15 protein-coding genes are annotated in these 16,142 nt (G+C 40.7%); 7 read left to right on the top strand and 8 right to left on the bottom strand.

Features of this window, described 5'->3' with window-relative positions; translation table 11 throughout:
• A complete protein-coding gene (locus ACOT8F_RS03810; protein WP_421650217.1) occupies positions 1-1,233 on the bottom strand; it encodes a metallophosphoesterase family protein in 1,233 nt (410 codons plus the stop codon).
• A gap of 121 nt (positions 1,234-1,354) precedes the next feature.
• On the opposite strand from ACOT8F_RS03810, the gene ACOT8F_RS03805 reads away from it, so the two are divergent.
• Positions 1,355-1,672 (top strand): DUF3889 domain-containing protein, encoded by a 318-nt coding sequence (locus ACOT8F_RS03805; protein WP_421650216.1) that lies wholly within the window; start codon positions 1,355-1,357, stop codon positions 1,670-1,672.
• A gap of 58 nt (positions 1,673-1,730) precedes the next feature.
• On the opposite strand, the gene ACOT8F_RS03800 is transcribed toward ACOT8F_RS03805, so the two are convergent.
• Positions 1,731-2,981 carry an ABC transporter permease gene (locus tag ACOT8F_RS03800; protein ID WP_421650215.1) on the bottom strand — a complete coding sequence of 417 codons (1,251 nt, stop codon included), beginning with the start codon at positions 2,979-2,981 and terminating at the stop codon, positions 1,731-1,733.
• Entirely contained in the window at positions 2,974-3,873 is a 900-nt protein-coding gene (locus ACOT8F_RS03795) for an ABC transporter ATP-binding protein (protein ID WP_421650214.1), read from the bottom strand. Before ACOT8F_RS03795 ends, ACOT8F_RS03800 begins: the two co-directional genes overlap by 8 nt.
• A gap of 205 nt (positions 3,874-4,078) precedes the next feature.
• Between ACOT8F_RS03795 and ACOT8F_RS03790 the strand changes: the two genes are divergently transcribed.
• Entirely contained in the window at positions 4,079-4,264 is a 186-nt protein-coding gene (locus tag ACOT8F_RS03790) for a YhzD family protein (protein WP_421650212.1), read from the top strand.
• Positions 4,265-4,302: 38 nt separating this feature from the next.
• On the opposite strand, the gene ACOT8F_RS03785 is transcribed toward ACOT8F_RS03790, so the two are convergent.
• Both ACOT8F_RS03785 and ACOT8F_RS03780 read right to left on the bottom strand, forming a co-directional pair.
• Positions 4,303-5,073, bottom strand: a complete 771-nt coding sequence (locus tag ACOT8F_RS03785; RefSeq protein WP_421650211.1) for an enoyl-CoA hydratase — start codon at positions 5,071-5,073, stop codon at positions 4,303-4,305.
• Between the two features lie 249 nt (positions 5,074-5,322).
• Complete coding sequence (locus ACOT8F_RS03780; RefSeq protein ID WP_421650210.1) at positions 5,323-6,837, bottom strand: coproporphyrinogen III oxidase; 1,515 nt, start codon at positions 6,835-6,837, stop codon at positions 5,323-5,325.
• 140 nt (positions 6,838-6,977) lie between these two features.
• Here ACOT8F_RS03780 and ACOT8F_RS03775 point away from each other — a divergent pair, with 140 nt between their 5' ends.
• The gene (locus ACOT8F_RS03775) at positions 6,978-7,697 is read left to right on the top strand and encodes a YwaF family protein (protein ID WP_421650209.1); all 720 of its coding nucleotides are present in this window, start codon (positions 6,978-6,980) and stop codon (positions 7,695-7,697) included.
• 10 nt (positions 7,698-7,707) lie between these two features.
• On the opposite strand, the gene ACOT8F_RS03770 is transcribed toward ACOT8F_RS03775, so the two are convergent.
• The 3 genes from ACOT8F_RS03770 to ACOT8F_RS03760 form a co-directional block, all read right to left on the bottom strand.
• A complete protein-coding gene (locus tag ACOT8F_RS03770; protein ID WP_421650208.1) occupies positions 7,708-8,571 on the bottom strand; it encodes a Cof-type HAD-IIB family hydrolase in 864 nt (287 codons plus the stop codon).
• A gap of 396 nt (positions 8,572-8,967) precedes the next feature.
• Entirely contained in the window at positions 8,968-10,422 is a 1,455-nt protein-coding gene (locus tag ACOT8F_RS03765) for a phospholipase D-like domain-containing protein (protein ID WP_421650207.1), read from the bottom strand.
• Positions 10,423-10,628: 206 nt separating this feature from the next.
• Positions 10,629-10,982 (bottom strand): YlbF/YmcA family competence regulator, encoded by a 354-nt coding sequence (locus ACOT8F_RS03760; protein WP_421650206.1) that lies wholly within the window; start codon positions 10,980-10,982, stop codon positions 10,629-10,631.
• A 231-nt stretch (positions 10,983-11,213) separates the two neighbouring features.
• Between ACOT8F_RS03760 and ACOT8F_RS03755 the strand changes: the two genes are divergently transcribed.
• From ACOT8F_RS03755 to ACOT8F_RS03740, 4 genes are read left to right on the top strand one after another with little or no spacing between them, the layout of a single operon-like run.
• Entirely contained in the window at positions 11,214-12,584 is a 1,371-nt protein-coding gene (locus ACOT8F_RS03755; protein WP_421650205.1) for a YheC/YheD family endospore coat-associated protein, read from the top strand.
• 5 nt (positions 12,585-12,589) lie between these two features.
• Positions 12,590-13,690, top strand: a complete 1,101-nt coding sequence (locus ACOT8F_RS03750; protein ID WP_421650204.1) for a YheC/YheD family endospore coat-associated protein — start codon at positions 12,590-12,592, stop codon at positions 13,688-13,690.
• Entirely contained in the window at positions 13,687-15,051 is a 1,365-nt protein-coding gene (locus ACOT8F_RS03745; protein WP_421650203.1) for a YheC/YheD family endospore coat-associated protein, read from the top strand. Before ACOT8F_RS03750 ends, ACOT8F_RS03745 begins: the two co-directional genes overlap by 4 nt.
• The gene (locus tag ACOT8F_RS03740; protein ID WP_421650202.1) at positions 15,048-16,103 is read left to right on the top strand and encodes a YheC/YheD family endospore coat-associated protein; all 1,056 of its coding nucleotides are present in this window, start codon (positions 15,048-15,050) and stop codon (positions 16,101-16,103) included. The genes ACOT8F_RS03745 and ACOT8F_RS03740 overlap by 4 nt, the downstream gene beginning before the upstream one ends.
• Positions 16,104-16,142: the final 39 nt, after the last annotated feature.

Below are 16,142 nucleotides of genomic sequence, written 5' to 3'. Positions count from 1 at the left end.
TCACCTTCCCTGCAGCAAGCTTTTCAGCAGCAAATTTTGTGCATCAAGCTGGATTTCGTTCATTTCTTCAGGAGAAAATTCATCTAGATGTTTTCTTATTAACGGATTCTGTGTCAGCTGGCTTAAAGCCTGGTCTGCTTCTTTATAATCATTCATTATTTCAAGCAGATCTTTGAAAAAGACTGAATCGTTTTCTAGCTCCTTAAGATCTGCATAAGGTTTTGTTTGGTTTTCAATTTCTTCAATCCATACAAATGATTCCAGATCCGCTTCCGCTTCATTTAAATTTTCCTTCAGTTCATCAAGCGCCTGCTTTTGCTGCAGTTCATCAGCAAGTCTGCTTACTCCCTTCAAGCTGATAAAAAGGCAAACAGCCTGATGCTCTCTTCTCATTTCGCTGACGATTTTTAAGCACTCCTGAAACAGGTCGTCAAATACGGAAATGCCCTCCATTTCGATCTCTCTTTTTTCCCATATAACATCGCTGAGAGAATGGAACTCAAACTCTGTTCCTCTCTCATCGATTTCAACGATATAACAGCCTTTTTCACCGATTTCTTTCCGGTTTCTCCCCTGAATATTGCCTGGATAAATAACCGGTGTTCCTTCGCTATTCAGCACTTCTCTTTTATGAATATGGCCTAACGCCCAATAATCAAAATCCTTTGCAAGAAGCTCCTTTACTTTAAAGGGGCAATATTGATCATGTTCAGAGCTTCCTTCTACGGCACCATGAAGCATGGCAATGTGATAGGGTTCATTTCCCCTTTTCACAAACTGTCCTGTGATATTTTCAAATACGGCTCTTTGTGAATAGCTGCAGCCGTAAATTGCAGCTAATGGCTTTTCATTTTTTCTATAGGTAATGGATTGAGCCTTATCACCATCAAAAATCGTGACATGCTGCGGCCATTCCATTTCAATCCAGCTTCCGCTCAAATGATCATGATTGCCATGGATAATAAAAACGTCAATATAATGCTCTTTTAAACGAAGAAGCTCTTTTCGAATCCTAAGCTGTGCTTTCAGGCTTCGGTCTTCCCCGTCATACAAATCACCTGCCAGAAGGATAAAATCAACCTTCTCTCTGATGGCCAGTGTAATCAAATTGGTAAATGCAGCAAAGGTGCTTTCTTTAAGCCGGTTAAAAACCGGGCGAGGCAGCTTGTTCAGCCCTGAAAAGGGGCTGTCCAAATGCAAATCTGCTGCATGCAAAAATTTGAGTCCTTGCATGATCATTCCTACCTTCCAGAATACTTTCCTCTATCTTATCACCTTCTGAATACGAATGCACGTTCCCACTAATGAATAAAAACAATTCCTATGGAAAAGCTAACCAAAAGGAGGTTTATCCATGCTTATAAAATGGATTATCGCTTTTTCCCTCTTGCTTCCTTTCCCGTTCATAGCAGGGACGCATGTCTCAGCTGCTGCAGCTGCTCCCTCCGCTGACTGGAAAGCAACCGCAATTAAAGAAGCGAAAAAGAGATACCCTGCTGCTGTCGTCATGTTCACGCAGAACTATTGGACAAGCTTGAAAAAAGATCCTGCTACAAGGCAGTTTCGGATCACTATGACAGACGGATCCCGCCAATTCGCTGTTTTCGTTACAATCCGTTATCATAAAGAAACAAATAAGGTTGTTTCCATGCAGGTTTTAGAAGAGAGATAAAGTTTCTCTGCAAATGAAACGAAAATCCCGGGAGCTCTTCCCGGGATTTTCTTACATCTTAATTATTTTTTGAAATCTCCATTGCTTTCCTTACATCTTTGAATGACGAAGATTTTCCGTACATCAAAACACCGCCCTTATAGACTTTGGCTCCGAAATAAGCAAGCAGCGCGATCAGGGCAATCATTAAGGCGATTGAAATGCCCACCTCCCAGAATGGAATATTCAGCATTCCTACACGGAGAAACATAATCATTGGCGTAAAAAATGGAATATAGGAGGTCACTGTTATAAAAGGTGCTTCTGGCGCTCCAAGACCAAACATCGCAATCATAAAAGCCGCCACAATTATAAAGGTCATTGGTGCAATCATTTGCTGCACATCTTCAATGCGGCTGACAAGCGAACCTAGAAAAGCGGCAAGTGTTGCGTATAAGAAATAACCAAGCAGAAAGAAAATAGCACAATAAATGATGGTAGAAGGCGGAATATCTGAAAAACTGAAGAATCCCCCTCCCATTTCCTTCAATTTTTCAAAATTGGCTTGAACCGAGGTATAGCCCACGATGAGAATCAGTGCAAACTGGGTTATGCTTAAAAGTCCGATCCCCAAAATTTTTGCAAACATCTGCTTAACAGGCGACACACTCGAGATAAGGATTTCCATTACCCGTGAAGATTTTTCTGTCGCTACCTCCATGGCAATCATACTGGCATACATTATCACACTCATGTAAATCACAAACAGCATCACGTAAACAAGCCCGCGCGCCTGGTTAAGCTCCTCTTCGGATTTGGCATCCTTTTTGAGAGCCTCTTTCTCCATTTTTACCGGCTGCATTAATTTTGCCAGCTGAGATTGATCAACACCAAGCTTCTGTGTACCCACTGCAACTCTCGTCTGCTGCAAAGCCTGCTCCACTGTACCTGCTACAGCGGAATCTGCAAGAGAGGCTGCTTTATATGTGCCTGTTGGAAGCTTTTCAGCATCATTTTTAAGGATTAAATATCCGTCATACTTCTCATCAAGTACAAGCTGATTCAATTCTTTTTCAGTTTTTGCGGTGTTTTCAATCTTCAGTTCTTTATCAATCGCTTTCGCACTTTGGGCAAATAGCGGAAACGTTCCTCCGCTCTCGTCCAAAACGGCCACTTTATGAGCTTCATTTTTATTGAAAAAACCGATAATGTTTGTAATATTCGTTACACCGTAGATCAGTAGAAGACTGATAACAGTGGAAACGATGAAGGTACGGGTTTTCAGCTTGCTTAAATACGTATGGAATAAAACAACCCAGAACTTATTCATACGCCGCACCTACTTTCTCAATGAAAATGTCATTCAGTGAAGGCTCTTCAAGCTCAAATTTTCTAACAAACCCTTTATTGTGCAGTTCAGTGAAAATGGATTGGGAAACTTCTTCTCCTGAAATCTGCAGATGTACACCTGATGTTGTTTTTCTTGATTTCGTTACCCCAGGCATATTGGTCAGGAAGCTGAGGTCATAATCAGCATGCACCACAATGTTTTTCTTGCCGAATGAACGCTTGATTTCCTTCAGCGAACCATGAACAACTGGTTTTCCTTTATGCATGATGCAAAGAAAATTGCAAAGCTCCTCTACATGCTCCATTCTGTGACTCGAAAAAACAATCGATGTGCCCTTTTCTTTCAGATCAATAACCGCATCCTTTAGCATTTCTACATTTACCGGATCAAGGCCGCTGAAGGCTTCATCAAGGATAAGCAATTTAGGCTTGTGCAATACGGCTGTGATAAACTGAATCTTTTGCTGATTTCCCTTTGAAAGCTCTTCTACTTTTTTATTGGCAAATTCAGGCACTTTAAAACGATCCAGCCAGTAATTCATCTCTTCTTCTATAGTTTGTTTCTGCATCCCTTTCAGACGTCCAAGATAAAGGAGCTGCTCCTTCACTTTTAGCTTTGGATAAAGACCCCGTTCTTCCGGCAAATAGCCGATCTGGTCGCTTACATCATAATTGATTTCTTTTCCGTTCCATTTAATGCTTCCCTCACTTGGGTTTAAAAGACCAAGAATCATTCGGAAGGTTGTTGTTTTCCCTGCTCCGTTTGCCCCTAAGAAGCCGAATATTTCCTTCTCAGGAATCGCAAGCGTTAAATTGTTCACTGCTGTAAACTGGCCGAACTTTTTTGTTACACCATCTAATTGTAAAGCCACTTGTGCTCCCCCTCTTTAAAATTCTATCTTACTGTCCCTTTTAAAATTACCTTTAGAAAACTTGTAAGGCAATAGATTTTACAAAAAAACCCAAGATATTCTTTTTATCATTGAAACAGCTGATTCTTGTGCCTTGCAGGAAAATGGAAAGAAACAATCGAATATAGCATTATTCTGCAAGAGAAATAACAAAGGAGGATTTCACATGGGAACTTTTTATTTAACCGTATATGACAAATCAGGAGAAAAGCTTTTGGACGAAAGCTTTGAAGCAGCAAGTGAGCAGGAAGCAAAGCAAATTGGGGAAAGCAAGCTGGAAGAAAAAAACTACTTAAAGAAAACCCACCGCTGCGTTAACTCAAGCGGAAAACTGGTTTTATTTGAAAGATAATATACTTTGGGGCTGAGCATTGATCAGCCCCTTCTTATTTATTTACCGGTAAACTTCGGCTGGCGTTTGTCTAAAAAGGCTCTGATTCCTTCTTGATGATCATTCGTCTTCCTCATCTTAAACTGTGCATCATGCTCCTTCTTAAGCATCGCTTCAAGCATTTCCTTATGCTGATGAGCATAAATCAGCTTTGTTTCAATCATTGCTCCAACCGGCTTTTCAAGCCATTCTCCAACTTTGTTGCGTACCTCTGATTTGATGTCCCCTCTTACAAGGCGGTCAACAAGCCCCATATCATAAGCTGATTCAGCTGTCAGCCTTTCTCCGTTCCAAATCAGTCTCTTAGCTTTAATTTCTCCAAGTCTTCTCGATAAAAAGAAATGCCCTCCACCGTCAGGAATGAGGCCAATTCCGATAAAATTCATTGAAAGAGTAGCAGTCTGATGAGCGATAATGTAATCCGTTGCTAGAGCAAGACTAAATCCTAGTCCCGCAGCTGGGCCATGGATGGCACTGATCGTAAGCTTCGGCAGCGTATAAAGGGTCAGCGCAATATCTGATATTACTTTCATAACTGGGGAAAATGCCGCTTCATCCATATTATTCAGCATCGTTTTAATATCGCCGCCAGCTGAGAAACCTTTCCCGCTTCCTGATAAAATAAGCACATCAGCACTGCTTTCCTTCACTTCCTGCAAAGCAGCCAAAAGCTCGCGCAGCATTTCTTCGTTCATGGCATTAATGGATTCAGGCCTGTTCAATTCGAGGTATGCAACTCTATCTTCAAATGAAAGATTGATTGTATTCATATATGGGGCCTCCTTGTTGGTTGTATAGGCGAGTTTTTCCTCTGCTTTATTCTTTCAATTTCGAAATCGCTTTCTCCTGTTCTAGAGGGGTATATTTTTTCAGAAGGCTCTATTCTTAAACTTTGTTGTTTCTTCATTCATTTAAGTGAATTTAAAGCAATAATACACCTAGCTGCACGGACCCATCCATAAGCTTCCCACAATCACTCCATTTTCATCAAAATCCCCTTAAAAAACTTAAAAACCCGCTCAAGACGAACGGGTTTCTGCAATTTTAAACAAATCCTTCAGCATGTCAATTTTAGTATGGGTATAATGCTTGAATCCGTCATTATAGGATTTCGGATCCTTCGGGTTTGCGAAGTGAGTTATTTTTCCCGTTTCAGGATCAATAAATTTGCTCGCTGCGCCGCATCCGAGGCCAATGATGGTTTGGAGTTCTTCCATAATCATAATGTTGTATATGCTGTCCTGTCCTTTAAGGGCATAGCCCACATTCTCCAGATTACCAAGAATGTTTTTTTGACGATACAAATAGTATGGTTCATAGCCATGCTCGTTCGTCCATTGTACAGCTTTGTCCATCATTTTAGTGATTTCTTCTCTGTCTGCAACTCTGTATTTCTGTTTGTTCTTTGTCATTTCTGAGGCACGTTTAAATGACAGAGTATGGACAGTCAATGATTCTGGCATAAGCTTTTCTGTTTCATCAAGAGTGTAATCAAATTCAGCTGTTCCCTCACCAGGAAGACCGATGATTAAATCCATATTAATATTCTTCATGCCATGCTCTCTCGCCAGGTGGTATTTTTCAATCGTTTCTTCTACCGTATGATGGCGCCCGATTGCCTTCAACGTTTCCTGGATATAAGACTGGGGATTTATACTGATTCGGTCTATGCTGTATTTTTTTAATACATCAAGCTTATCCGGTGTAATTGTATCTGGTCTGCCTGCTTCAACAGTGATCTCCCGGATCTCTTTCACATCCGGGAAGGAGTCCATCATTTCTTCATACAGCATGTCCATCTCTTCTGCTGTAATGCTTGTAGGTGTTCCGCCGCCATAATAGATTGTGGTAATCTTAATGCCGCTCTCTCTCAAAAATTTTCCCATTTCCTTCATTTCGTAATGAAGACCTCCAAGGAAGGAATCGACGGAACCTTGTCTGCCATTGATCGCATATGCTGGAAAGGTACAGTAGGCACACTTTGTTGGGCAAAATGGAATGCCTATGTAGAGGCTCACTTCGTTTCGAAGCTCATATAAATCAGGAACCGCTTTTAGCTGACGATCCACAATCGACTGCATCAAGTTAATTTTTTCATCCTTAATCAAATATTCTTCCCGAAGACGCTGATGAGCATCTTCCTTTAACATGCCTTCATGAAGCATTTTGTGCAATAGCTTTGTCGGTCGAATGCCTGTCAGGATCCCCCATTGCTGAATCATTCCCGTATACTCCTGTAGAAGAAGCAAATAGACATAGGAAAGTGTCTGTTTTATTTTTTTAAAACGTTCTTTATCCGTCATGGAAATAAAGAGATCATTTTTGTGCTCCGCTTCAAAGGAATGGCCTTCCCCATCTTGCAAACAGCCTTTCAGCCTTATCGTTCTTTCGTCATCGAAAAATTCAAATGCTGCTATAAGTTCCGTATCAGAGGGCTCAAAGAGAAGCTCTGTTTCTTCAAAAAATAAATTGGAAATATTCTGAAGGGGCCGATGGAAACGTTCATCTTGTATTCCCTTTATTTCAATGCGCAAAATAATCACCTTTATCGTTTATTTCAAAACTTCCTTAAGTGTACTGAAGTAGAAGAGCAAAATCAATAGGATAGGGAGGGCCTGAATAGCTAAAGCCTTTTCTTCCAAAAATAAGATATAACCTTTTAAGGAGATCAACGATGCCCGCTTATTTTGATTACAATGTTAAAGGAGAGCATTTTAGCCTTTTCTCAACTTACCATCTGCTGACTCTGTTCATCGTTTTATGCTTGAGTATTTTTCTCTATTTAATTCGAAACTTTTTAAAGAAGAAACCACGGGATTCTTTTTTTCGGTATGGGCTTGGCATTTTATTGCTCCTATCAGAAGCAAGCTATCAATTCTGGCTTCTTTTTTTTCACAAATGGACACTTAAAGCCGCTCTGCCATTTCAGCTTAGTGATCTGACAGTCTTTCTTGCAGCCTTTATGCTGTTTTCAAAGAACAGGGGATTGTTTTCTTTTCTTTATTTTGCTGGAATCGGAAGCTCCATCCAAGCAATGATTACGCCTGATTTAGGATTGTATTCTTTTCCTCATTATCGTTATTTCGAATTTTATTTGTCCCATGGAGGCGTTGTTCTCTCTTGCCTCTTTATGATCTTTACGGAAAAATACAGGCCGAGTCTTTTTTCACTCTGGATGACCATTATCCTGATTAATCTTTATGGGGTTGTTATGTTTTTGATTAACCGCAAGCTTCAGGCAAACTTTTTGTACATTATGGAAAAACCATCAAATGCTTCTCTTTTAAATTATCTCGGCCCATGGCCATGGTATATCATTTCCCTTGAAGCTGTAATGATTGTCAGTTTTTTCATTCTGTACTTGCCATTTTGGGTCAAACAAAAAACTGCCTAGTGGCAGTTTTTCAATCGACGTTAATTTTATCCAAAAAGCCCAGGCGATGCTGCTTTCTGAAATGTTCCTTTATCACATAGGCGATTCCAGATTCGTCATTTGATCTTGTTACCCAGTCAGCTGCTTTTTTCACTTCAAAAGGAGCATTTCCCATTGCCACACCTAGACCAGCCTCAAGAATCATATTGATATCATCATGAGCATCACCGATTGCGACGATTTCTTCTGCTTTAATTCCTAAATGATTCGAAAGAACGAAGAGGCCTTGTTCTTTTGATACCCCTTTAGAAACTAATTCAAGTTTAACAGGAGAGCTTTGCAGAACGGTTACACCTTCAAAAGCATTTCGTATTGTATGCTCGGCCGCCTGCTGTTCTTCACGGTCCGAGAAAATCACATCCATTTTGGGAGCAGTGACAGGCTCATCCATTAGCGCATCTCCAAGTGATTCTACATATTGAACAGGATAAAACAATGGCTCGCTTGTATGCATTGAAGCACTGCCTGACAGATTTTCGGTTATTTTTTTCCGGTTGCCGAGAGAGTAACGTTCATGAATAATCCGGATGTGACAGTCATAATTTTCAAGCACCTGAACGAGATTAAAGGTTGTATCCTCTGATAACCGGTTCTCATACAGCGGTTTATCAATCGTTGAGGAAACAAATGCCCCTCCATGCGTCACGTAAATGGCATTTAATTTTAATGCTCTTCCTAGCTTTCTTGCGGACTGAAAATGACGATTGGTAACAAGCGTCACGTATATTCCTTTTTTTAAACAATAATCAATGGCTTCTTTTGTTGCCTGATGAAGGCGGCCATTTGAACGCAGCAGCGTTCCATCCACGTTTAGTGCAAGCATACGATATACCACTCGAGGCTCCCCCTTCTCTTGATGAACTTTCTCAATAAGAAGATATGTCCCTTAAGAAAGGGATAGAACAATTCAGGGAAACACATATAAGGGCTGATCCTTTAGGATGCATAGCACCCGCTTTGGATCAGCCCCGTATAAAACCCCTTATTGAACCTGAACATTTTTCTCCCATTTATCGCTCTCTCAAAAGGCAGATCCCCATCTGCCATTTAATTGAAAGCACTTACATCATTATAATCCTTTTTATCGAGCCTGTCACCTTTCAATTTTTCTAATTGTTTATATTGATTGATTTTTCACATAGTTCAGGTGAAAAAACGAGGCATTGTCCCTTCCTTCCAACGTGCTAAAAAGCCCGCTTCATTTAAGAAACGGGCAATCATTCATCATTGTCTATTGAACCGCTAACGTAGCAGCCTGGTAATTAACAGGAAGGAAATCATATTGATCCGCTGCACTGCTTGCAATGGATTCCGTATACCAGCTGTAATCTCCTAAAATGGATGGTGCAGTCCAGTCTGTAAAAGAGAAGGTGACGCTTTGATTCCCTTTTAGGTTAGCCGTATCTAAATAAACGTTATTTCCTGAAAATGTTAATTGGCTTGATACATCGGTTCCATCACTTTTCACTGCTGTAACAGTTGATGCAGATGGATCAGGCCATTTGGGAGGAGCCATGATGCTAGTCTTGCTGATCGGATAAGTAGATGGTGCACGCAATGTCACTTTAATTGTTTGAATGGATGAGGCAGGAGCAGATGCCTGATTAATTGAAACGGTTCCTCGTCCATACTCCCCGCGGATTCTCAAAAATTCATTATAGTATTGTTCTGCCGTTTGATTGTCATGAATAACCATCAGGTTCTCGCTATTGCTGTCATTTGCATTTGCACTTGCATTAAAGGAACCAGTTACAACTGTCCCATTTGTATATCCTTTATCAGCAATCAACACTTTATTGTGCATTTTTCCGCCATAAGGGACATCCGCAATGCTGACTGGAATACCTGCCTGAGCAAGGTATGCAAGCTCGCCGTATGGTCCGTTGCTAGCATATTGACTGTAATCAAACAGGCCTTCTACTTTTACACCGCGATTTTTTGCATTGATCAATGCAGCACGGACATTGTCATCAGTAAAAGAGAAATAATCAAAGTAAACGCTGTACTTTGCGTTATTAATAACATCAATTAGCGCCTGAATCGGATTATCGTCAGGAGCAAAATACACTTCAACCGGTATATTGCGGCTGGCTGTAACAACAGTTGTTTTTTGAAGTTCAGGGGTTGAAGGAGAGGCGGTTTTCGTGAATTGGTTTGACACAAACATTTCTTCAAAATCAGTTTTATATATTTTTGCCAGATCAGCAGATTCCCATAAAATGGTGTTATCGTAGTTATTTGCATTATCTGTATCAGTTGTGTTGGCGGATCCCATCCAAACCTTTTTTCCGTCGATAATGGCATATTTGTCATGCATGATGGCTGAACGATTGTCTCCTTTTACACTTATTCCAGCAGAAATCAGCTGCTGCGTAAAAGTATTGTTAATATAGTCAGTATCCGTTTGAATTCTGATGGCAACGCCTCTGTTCTTTGCTCTGATCAAAGCGTCAACAAAGGGCTGATAACGCACTTCGTAAAAGGCTCCATCGATAGAGGTTTGTGCTTTATCAATTTCTGTTATTAAGGCATCGACCACATTGACAGAAAGTCCGGGTCCAAATGAAACCATTTCGGAATCTGTTCCTGCGGCTTCTGCATTGTGTGCACCTGGGAGGATTCCAAGTGTTAAAACAGCAGCCAGTGACAAGGTGCTAATCGATCTCATCCATTTCATGTTCATCATTTCTTCTTCTTTCCTCTCTAAGTAAGATAAATACTTTTTAAGTTTAATGATGAAATAAGAATTTACTTATAGAGAATAGATAAGAAATAATGAAGATTGATTACAGTAAAGTTAAATTTCTTGACAGGTTAAAAGAATAGTCTTTTTAGCGGTTGTAAATAAAGAAGGTGGCCCAGAATATTCAGGGCCACCCTCTTTATCACATTTTAGCCTTCCATGCTGCCGTATAGTTCTTCAAGCGGCTTCATGATGATTTTGTTCATTTCAGCGATCAGCATGCTCATTCGCTGTTCAGATTCCATTAATCTTGAAATCGTCGGATGCTGCTGCACAAGGGCAACTGATTTTTGGGCCTGATCCACTTCTTGCTGGGATATTTCTTGGCCCTGCATTTGTTTTTGCTGCAGGTTCAGCTGGATGTCTCTGAAGTTGTCGAACATTTTTTTTGCAGTTTCATCTGCATTAACTTCATCGTACAATCTTTTCAAATTTGTGTATTCCTGGCTGTCGCGAATACCTCTTTCCATTTCATATGCCGCATCATGTAAATTAACAGACATGTTATTGCCTCCTGTTCCTGCTTATAAAGTTTATGTGTTCACATACTTCTCCACTATAACAAACTATTCTTCAATTATCATAATTAGGCCAATTTTGCTTTTTCTCTTTCCCCTTTCTCCTTGATGTGCCTCTCTAATGAAGAGCTTATCACAAATTTCTTCCATTTTTCATAACATGCCTTATCAGCATTCGCCCAATTATTAAGGAACATTCGGAGCGGGGTTAGACAGATGGCAAGCATACTTGCACAAATCAGCATGATCGATCATCAAGCGGAATCAGCCGTTGAAATGAGCGATGGGCTAAGGCAAAAACTGAAGCTTCCCTTGTCACTTGAGAACGTGAACATCCGGCTGGGCAGGAATAGTACTTCTTTTCCTATCGTATTTATAAGCGGAGAGGATTTCCTGCTTCGGTTTTCACTTGAGTCAGCAGAAAAACTTTTGCTTTTTGAACAGGCACTGCAGCTGAATATCCGAAAATCAGCAAAAAATCAACTCATCCTAGGACCTGTCATTGCGGTAATGACAGAAGCAAAATGGATTGAAGACCAAATTTCTTTTGGATCCTTGCACGATTTTTGCCGGGAGCTGGCTCAGTATTGCGAAAGAAAAGGATACTGCTTTTACGTCTTTTCACTAAAGGACATTGATCTCACTGCAGCTCCTTTATTAATGAAGGGGTATGCATGGGATGGAACTGGCTGGATCAAGACACAGGTCCCACTTCCTGATGTGATCCACAACAGAATCCATTCGAGGCACAAGGAAACAAAAAACCTGCCCAACCTGACAAGAGCTTTGTCAGCCTATGCTATTCCTATTTTTAATCATCGGTATTTGAATAAATGGGAGGTTCATGAAAAGCTTTGGGAGAATCCGCATTTGCGCCCCTTCTTGCCTGTCACAGAACTGCTTTCTGCAAAAGCGGGACTTGAAGACTTTCTAAATGAGCATGAAGATTTTTTCATCAAGCCGATTACAGGAAGTCAGGGCAAACGGATTTTCAGAATTACTCACAAAGAACCGTTTCTGCATCTTAGCTACACGACATTTTCAGATGATTTCAAGCAAGCTTATCCATCATTTAATGACTTGTTTCAGGCCCTTTATCCGCGCCTTCACAAGGAATCCTTTATTTTGCAAAAAACAATCTGCATCAAGTCATTTCAAAATCGGCCGCTTGATTTCAGGGTGCTTTGCCACAAAGATTCGGCCAATTCCTGGAAAGTTACCTCCATGATTGCAAGGGTTAGCGGTGAAAACCAATTCGTTGCAAATCTTGCTCAAGGGGGAAGGATTCACCCGGTAGGAGAAATTCTTGAACAGCTTTATGGTTATAAAAAAGGGCTTCACTTCCGGAAGCTTTTAAAGGAGCTTTCCCTTGAAATTTGCACGCATTTAGAAAAGCTTGCTGAAGGACTTTATGGAGAATTCGGCATTGATCTTGCAATTGATGAAGAAGAAAGAGTATGGATTATTGAAGCCAATATTAAGCCGTCAAAAAATGCAGAATTTCAGCCAGGAAATACCCAAATCAGGCCTTCTGCAAAAGCTATTATTGATTATGGCTTATATCTTAGCCGTTTACACGAGGAGTGATGGTAATGAGTCAAACATTAGGATACATGACGGTAAATCCGGAGCATGAGCTGGCCTATTCGACTGAGATCGGAAAGCGAAGCAAAGCGTTAGGGTTTACTCTTTTCCGTTTTTGCCCTCTTGATATTGATCCTGCCAGTCTTTTGATCAATGGGCAGAAATTTAATCCTGTGACAGAGTCCTTTGAAGAAGCATCCATGCCGCTTCCTCCCTTTATTTATGACAGATGCTTTTATGGAAAAGGCTCCCGTTCATCCAAATCAAAGCCAATTGTTGAATGGCTGAAGAAAAATCCCCATACAACCTTTCTTGGAAAAGGCCTGCCGACAAAATGGGAGGTTTATGAATTTTTAAGCCGGCATAAAACGCTGTCCTTTTATATGCCTCAAACCGTAAAAATTAACCATTTTGAACAAATATCCCTCTTTCTGTTTAAAGAAAGATCCTGCCTGTTAAAACCAGCTGCAGGTTCACAGGCAAGAGGCATTATGGCTATCCGCATTCAAGGAAGAAAAATTGAACTCGTCTATCATTCAGGAAAAAACAAAAAATCGAAAGAATTCCATACGATGGCGGAGTTTGAAAAGTGGTTCACAGAATACTTAAAACAATCAAAGCTCACTTACTTAATGCAGCCCCTTCTTTCTCTGCAGAACAAACGGGGTTATCCATTTGACATCCGAACTCTATTGCAGAAAGATGAAGCAGGAAATTGGTGTGTGAGAGGCAAAGGGATTCGAAGCGGATACCACGGATCTTTTGTGTCCAATCTTGGCAGCGGGGGAGAAAGCTCAACATTTGAAGAGTGGATCTCGACCTTTTCCAAAAAAGAACGTTTCTTGATAGAGGATGAATTGGCTACGATATTAAAAGCGCTTCCGGAGGCTCTTGAGACCGCTTTTCCATCCCTATTTGAAATAGGGCTCGATATCGGCTTCTCAAGAAACGGGTCTCTATGGATTCTTGATGTGAACTCAAAACCTGGCCATAAACTCATTCTTCAGGCTGTACCGGAGCAAACAGAAATCCTTTATCGTGCCCCGCTTGCCTATTGTGCCTTTTTGCTGAACAAACAGAGCCAAAAGAAAGGAAGTCCAGTTGAATGAATGAGATGGCTGAAATTTATTCCTTTGAGAGCGAGGATGCTGCGATACTACTTTCCTCTTCTTCAAAAGCAGGAACGGATATTCAGGCGGCCGCATTCGGCACAGTGAATGTGCCTTGCGAGGTCCGTTACACTGAGAGCAATGACAACAGAATCGGCCTAAGCACCCATTTGATTCAGAGGCTTAAGCTCCCTTATACCGGTAAAACCAGAGTTCTTTACCATGAAAACACGCTTTATGCAGGACCCCTCGTCGGTATTTTTACAGCAGGTTTTACCGATTCATTGCTCCGGCCCATCGGTGAGCGTTCACTCTTTTTCGCAAAAATGCTTGATTTAAACCAATCAGAAGGAATGTTCAGCTTCGTATTTGGAGCCCATCAGATTAATTGGCAAAAGGGCACCGTTAAAGGGCTGTTTTACAATAATGAAGGCTGGAAAGAAGAAGAAATCCCTCTTCCAAATGTTGTCTATGACAGGCTGCCGAACAGAAAAGCCGAGAATCACCAGGCTTTAAAGAAGGTAAAAACAAGACTTACAAAGGATTATGGTATACCCTGGTTTAATCCGGGCTTTTTCAATAAGTGGCAAATTCATACGATGCTCAAGGATAATCCTGCTGCAAGCACCTACCTGCCGGAAACCTATCTTGCTCCATCAACAGGGAAAATTGAGGATCTTTTAGAAAAGTATAATAGTGTGTATTTAAAACCGGCCAACGGCAGTCTTGGACTTGGTGTTTTTCAGCTCATTCATCAAGCAGAGCAGGATTTTTATTATTCCCGCTATAAGGATCAAAATCATCAGAATAAGCTGCGCAAATATCCGACGCTGGCTCATTTTTTCAAGCATTCTTTTTTGCACCGCAATCTTTCAGACTATCTTGTGCAGCAGGGAATTGATTTAATTACCCTCAATCGGAAGGCAGTCGATTTTCGTGTCCATACGAATAAAGATGAACATGGGGTGTGGAAAGTAACTGCAATGGCAGCAAAGGTTGCAGGCAGAGGCAGCGTCACCACCCATTTAAACAGCGGCGGGATCGTCAAGACACTTGATGAGCTTTATGAGGATCCAAAGGAAAAATCGGATGCTAAAGCTTCGCTCACGGAAGCCTCTATCCTTCTTAGCATGCTGATTGATGAAAAAATTCCAGGATTTATTGGAGAGATCGGTTTTGATTTTGGAATTGATACAACAGGAAAGGTTTGGCTGTTTGAAGCCAATTCAAAGCCGGGCAGGTCTATTTTTTCCCATCCTCAGTTAAAGGAAGAGGATATCATTTCAAGAAAGCACTTTCTTGATTATGCCTATTTTCTGACGAAAAAAGCCATTGAATCGCCAGAGGAAATCATTCAATGAACACTTTAAGGTTTCCAGTCATAGGAATACTGGCAGGCTCCAAAACAGAAAATGGAGAACTTCTTTTCAGCGGTGATGGAAAATATTTTAAACAACTTCAGCAAAGCATCCATAAATCAGGAGGATTGTGCTATGTCATGACACCGGAAAGCTTTAAGGCTTCAACAGGCTTTCTTTATTTCCCTTCCTTGAAAAAATGGGCTCTTGCTGATGTGCCTAAGCCGCAAGCCGTTTATATCAGAATTCCTTCCAGAAAAGAAGAAAAAGGAGAACATTTTCAAGGATGCCTGCAAAAACTCAAATTACAAGGAGTCCCTTGCTTTAATCCTTTTTACTTTCATAAGTGGGAAGTATGGAAAGCGCTGTATAACGATTCCTTCCTGCTCCCTTTTCTGCCCCCGGCAAGTCTCTTAGAAAGTGAACAGCAGCTGTATCATTGGCTGAATATCTACCGTTCTGTTTATCTAAAACCAGCAGAGAAAAGCAAAGGGAAAGGCATCCTCCGTGTTTCTTTAACAAATGGCTTTTATTATACCGAAACCATTTACGAAAAAAAGGGTCCCTTTTCTTTTCAGGATCTGCTGAAAGAAAGTGAGTTTTCAGCTTCTGCTGAAAAACTTATACAGGCAGAGATCCATTCCGATAAAATAGACGGAAGAAAATATGATTTAAGGGTGCTTTCCGTATGGAACGGCATAGATTATGAACTGACAGGAATAGGTGTCAGACAATCAGATAAGCAGGATGTTACGACACACATACCAGCTGGAGGAAAACTGTTTCCGAGTGAAGCAATTATGGACCGGATTGATGTAGGATTATTAAAAAGTCTCGTTCAAAAAACGGGCACTGTTCTTTCAAAGCATTACGGAGAGATCGGAGAATTTTCAATGGATATTGGCAGAAGCCATGACGGACAGTATTGGATTTATGAAGTAAATTCAAGGCCAATGGCTTTTGATGAAAAAGATATACAAACGAAACGGATTCATCATTTAAAGAAACTTTTTACCCATTTAGCAAACAATGCGAAATTATCAGTTGTTCAATGAAGGATTCTCTTATTGAATGCCGTATTAAACTGGTAAAAG

The sequence above is a fragment of the Chryseobacillus diguaensis genome, assembly GCF_049220665.1.
In the GTDB taxonomy this organism is placed as follows: Bacteria; Bacillota; Bacilli; order Bacillales; family Bacillaceae; genus Metabacillus_B.
This window is presented reverse-complemented; position numbering and strand designations above follow the sequence as displayed.

What these genes read in the sequence shown, in the direction of transcription:
- ACOT8F_RS03810 (WP_421650217.1), bottom strand. Translation starts at nt 1,233, where the DNA reads ATGCAAGGACTCAAATTTTTGCATGCAGCAGATTTGCATTTGGACAGC.
- ACOT8F_RS03805 (WP_421650216.1), top strand. Translation starts at nt 1,355, where the DNA reads ATGCTTATAAAATGGATTATCGCTTTTTCCCTCTTGCTTCCTTTCCCG.
- ACOT8F_RS03800 (WP_421650215.1), bottom strand. Translation starts at nt 2,981, where the DNA reads ATGAATAAGTTCTGGGTTGTTTTATTCCATACGTATTTAAGCAAGCTG.
- ACOT8F_RS03790 (WP_421650212.1), top strand. Translation starts at nt 4,079, where the DNA reads ATGGGAACTTTTTATTTAACCGTATATGACAAATCAGGAGAAAAGCTT.
- ACOT8F_RS03785 (WP_421650211.1), bottom strand. Translation starts at nt 5,073, where the DNA reads ATGAATACAATCAATCTTTCATTTGAAGATAGAGTTGCATACCTCGAA.
- ACOT8F_RS03775 (WP_421650209.1), top strand. Translation starts at nt 6,978, where the DNA reads ATGCCCGCTTATTTTGATTACAATGTTAAAGGAGAGCATTTTAGCCTT.
- ACOT8F_RS03765 (WP_421650207.1), bottom strand. Translation starts at nt 10,422, where the DNA reads ATGATGAACATGAAATGGATGAGATCGATTAGCACCTTGTCACTGGCT.
- ACOT8F_RS03760 (WP_421650206.1), bottom strand. Translation starts at nt 10,982, where the DNA reads ATGTCTGTTAATTTACATGATGCGGCATATGAAATGGAAAGAGGTATT.
- ACOT8F_RS03755 (WP_421650205.1), top strand. Translation starts at nt 11,214, where the DNA reads ATGGCAAGCATACTTGCACAAATCAGCATGATCGATCATCAAGCGGAA.
- ACOT8F_RS03750 (WP_421650204.1), top strand. Translation starts at nt 12,590, where the DNA reads ATGAGTCAAACATTAGGATACATGACGGTAAATCCGGAGCATGAGCTG.
- ACOT8F_RS03745 (WP_421650203.1), top strand. Translation starts at nt 13,687, where the DNA reads ATGAATGAGATGGCTGAAATTTATTCCTTTGAGAGCGAGGATGCTGCG.
- ACOT8F_RS03740 (WP_421650202.1), top strand. Translation starts at nt 15,048, where the DNA reads ATGAACACTTTAAGGTTTCCAGTCATAGGAATACTGGCAGGCTCCAAA.